General features: G+C 37.5%; 2 protein-coding genes. Both read right to left on the reverse strand.

The window, feature by feature from the left end:
• Positions 1–141 precede the first annotated feature (141 nt).
• A complete protein-coding gene (locus ROSEINA2194_RS00840; RefSeq protein ID WP_007882193.1) occupies positions 142–2,430 on the reverse strand; it encodes a DUF8509 domain-containing protein in 2,289 nt (762 codons plus the stop codon).
• 211 nt (positions 2,431–2,641) lie between these two features.
• On the reverse strand, positions 2,642–3,664 hold the full coding sequence (locus ROSEINA2194_RS00845; RefSeq protein WP_007882194.1) for an acyltransferase family protein: 1,023 nt from the start codon (positions 3,662–3,664) through the stop codon (positions 2,642–2,644).
• Between the last annotated feature and the right edge of the window lie 71 nt (positions 3,665–3,735).

The following is a 3,735-nucleotide window of genomic DNA, read 5'->3' on the forward strand; positions in this document are numbered from 1 at the left end:
GAAGATTTAATTCCTGCCCACATAATTGCAGGACATTTAGAATTGAAAAAAAAGATTTGATAGAATTTGTACAAAACTCTGTTTTTTGGTCTCAGTAAAAATCCATCGGAAAAGTTTACATCTCTTTTCCGATGGATTTTTTTACATCTGATAATATAATAAATTATCTCTTAAATCCTGATTTAATTCTCCGCCAGCACGCTTATACTTATCATAAACTGCAAGGATACGTTTCGCACTTCTGGAACACTGAATATCGTAACGGTTCAAAAGTTCCTGATACATTGGATTGGCTTTCAGCTCGTTTCGAAGTTCTTTCGAGAACGGACAATAAGTCATCAGTATCTGTCTGGAAACCTTGTTCAGACGATAGCTTCCTCTTGACTCATATTTAATCCAGTTCTGGTAATCCTTTACAAAGACTTCCCTGTAATTATTCTTTGCACGGAATAATGCATTTTTCAGCTTTTCTTTTGCATCCGCAGACAATTCAAAATTCTTACGATAAAACTGGATATAATCGCAGTACTCCGCTGTCAGGGATTTTTCACGGATATCATTCCAATGTACGCCCTGAATCTTTCTGCAGATCTCCCAACGATATCTTCCCATAGTCTCAATCATCATATCTTCAAGATCTACCGCAGTAAAAATAGGGAACATGAAACGCGCTGAAGTGTCACGTTTTACTCCTGCTGTCTCCTGCCACATCATTGCCTTAGTTCCCGCATTTGGCATAAGAATAATATCCGGCAATACCTCTTTCATAATATTCTCATGGTTAATTCCTTTGTCCGGATCTGAAAATAATACTTCTCTGTAAAAAACAGAAAAATCAATCTTACGGATCTGATTAATAACTTCCTCTAACCGCTCTGCTGTCACAAGCATCTTTTCTACAGAATTGATCAGATCATACTCTCCTAAAATCGGACAGAATGTAGATATTTTTCCGTATGTTGCACGGTTTCCGGAAGTAAACATGTTCTGAATCTCATATTTTACTTTCAGCTCACGGTTATCCTGAAGTTGTTTCATCTGTGCTTCCGTAATCTGTTTCGTTTTCAGTTTTTCTAATAAATACTGGCTATAATCCAGATCAAATTCATTCTTGGAAGGCTCTTTTCTTCCTTCATAGATCGCCTTCAGCCATTCATACATGGTATACACATGCTCTGAATTGCACAGATCCAAATGTTCTGTCAGGTCATACAATGCATTGGCATTATCCTCGCCAACCATCTGCACATCCATGAAGCCAAAATTCAGGAACATTTCCAGAATTGGCGTTGTCTGCCCCTGTTCCTGCATTGCACGCATAAATACCTTATAATATACATCATAAAAAACAGGCGTCAACTGTTTTCTGATACGATATGCCTCATCATCCGTTGATAGCATATCCGGCAGTTCCCGGTATTCCCTGATCTTATTGCGTACATCCTCGATCTGTGATTCATCAAATCCCGCATAGGTAAGAATATGTTCTAAGCAGTCTTCGCTTTCTTCCTCATCGCTCTCAAACTCTTCTTCGTCTTCGCCAAAAACTCCAACAGATGCCACTTCCTCTAACCCATTGCTTCCAAATTCATAATTCTGGTATTCACTCCAGCGGTAATCAATGACTCTCTGATCATAAATCTTTAATTTTTCTACCAGTTCAATGATCAGTTTCACTTCTTTATTGATTGGTTCTAATTCTTCATGATTCAGCCCTGCGCGAATCGCCAGATCAAAGAATAACTGGAAAATATCTTTTCCGGATTCACTGATCAGCAGATCCTTATTATATAGAAGATACGCAACCATCTCACTGATTCCCTGCGCAACTCTTCGCATCTGTGCAGAAGCCTCCATAATTGCACCAACGCACAGACTATCATCCTTTTCCAGCAGATTCAGATATTCTTCCAGATAATTTGTCACCAGACTACTGCTGTTGTCCATCTCCCATTTTTCCGCTTTATGACGCATTTCCAGAGAATGGAAATAATCCATTTTAGAAAAAGGCTGTTCTTCTAACTGATACTGGTTACAGATTGTTTTATAGTCATTATAAAACGTCTCTATAAACGTATGAAACTGTTTGCATCTCACTTCCAGACCAGCGTATACCTGGAGCATCTGCTGTCTCTGCTCAATCGCTGCCTTCAAAAAATATCTTCGGATCTTTGCATCATTTGACAAAATCCCCTGCAGATCCTCCGATGATTCACATGGAAAGACCTCAAGTACACTGTCCTCCGCCGCAATATAATCACAAAGGAATCTGTCATTCTCCAGAATACCAACAATACCATTCTGCTTCAATTCCAGCTCAACAAATGCATACTTCTGGATAACAGAGCCCTCCTGTATAAAATACCATTCTTTTACTTTGTCATTCTTTTTTGCAACAATCTGACCTTTTTGTACTTTCAATACTTCCATGCAATCTACCTGCCACTTTCTTATCTATTCACGATTTCCAATCTCTCTGATAATCACATCTCAAATGCAGTTTGCAGCATCCTGCTTACTCATTCACAATTACGCACATATCCATGGAGAACCCACATAAAATTTTTCCTTACTTATTATATCGTTTTCTGTGACGTTTGTCGCTACTTTTTTTATATTTCCTGCGCACTCCTGTGTTATTTTACGCTACTCTCCGCTTTGCTTTGAATTTTAAATATTTCATATTCCTGATAAACCTGCAGTCAGCTTCATAAAATGCAAGTCCGGCTGCGACCGTTACCAAAATATTAAATGGAAGTGCAATATACCATGTACTTGCCATAAGTCTACCACCAAGTTCAAAATGATAATATACCATCTGTACCAGAAAAATATGATATGACGCCTGTCCGATCCATGTCAACGTATTTCCGATAACTCCCGGTAGTTTTATATGATAATATCTTCGGAACAATAAAATAATAATCGGAAAAATATAAAATGCAATCGGCATCGCTGTTGTTTTCCAATAACCAAACAAAATGATGTCCCAATTAAATCCAAACACAGCAACAATATACCCCAGTCCGATCAAAAACATACTGATAAGCTGATACTTTTTCACTCTGTGTTCCGGATATAAATAGAGGTAACAGCCAAACGCGATCAAAAGTAAATATCGTCCAATGTTCAGGCGATAATAGTATTTATCCATATCAAATATTTTTACACCGATCTCGAACAATAAATTTGCTGCGCCTGACAATGCGATTCCCAGTCTGGCATTTTTCTCTACCAGCTTATATATAATAGGAAAGATTACCAATAACTGGATCATGATAGGCACATAATAACTACCGGGACCATATGCTCCTAAAAGGAAAATCCGTGGTGGATTAATATGCTTGTCCTCGATCACTAAAAGAACAATTTCAATGAGACACACTGTAAAAAATGGCACAAGAAAACGGATCAATTTGGGTTTTATCATCTCCCATGCATACATTTTCTTCAAATTTCCACCTGTCTTTTTCCGATTTGACATAGCAAAATTATAACCGCTAATAATCATAAAAACAGGAACTGCCATATTGATCAGCATTGTAAAAAATGGAGAATCCTTATCTGCCCAATCATAATGTGTAATAATTACCATAATAACACAAATGGCCTTCAGGTAGTCCAAAAAATCGATACGTTTCTTTATTTCTTTTACTTCACTCATATGTTTTAACCACTATCCTCATTATTCTGTTGCATAAGGAAAGTCCTTGAAAATAAATTTCAAGGACTTAG

The organism is Roseburia inulinivorans DSM 16841, from assembly GCF_000174195.1.
GTDB lineage: Bacteria > Bacillota > Clostridia > Lachnospirales > Lachnospiraceae > Roseburia > Roseburia inulinivorans.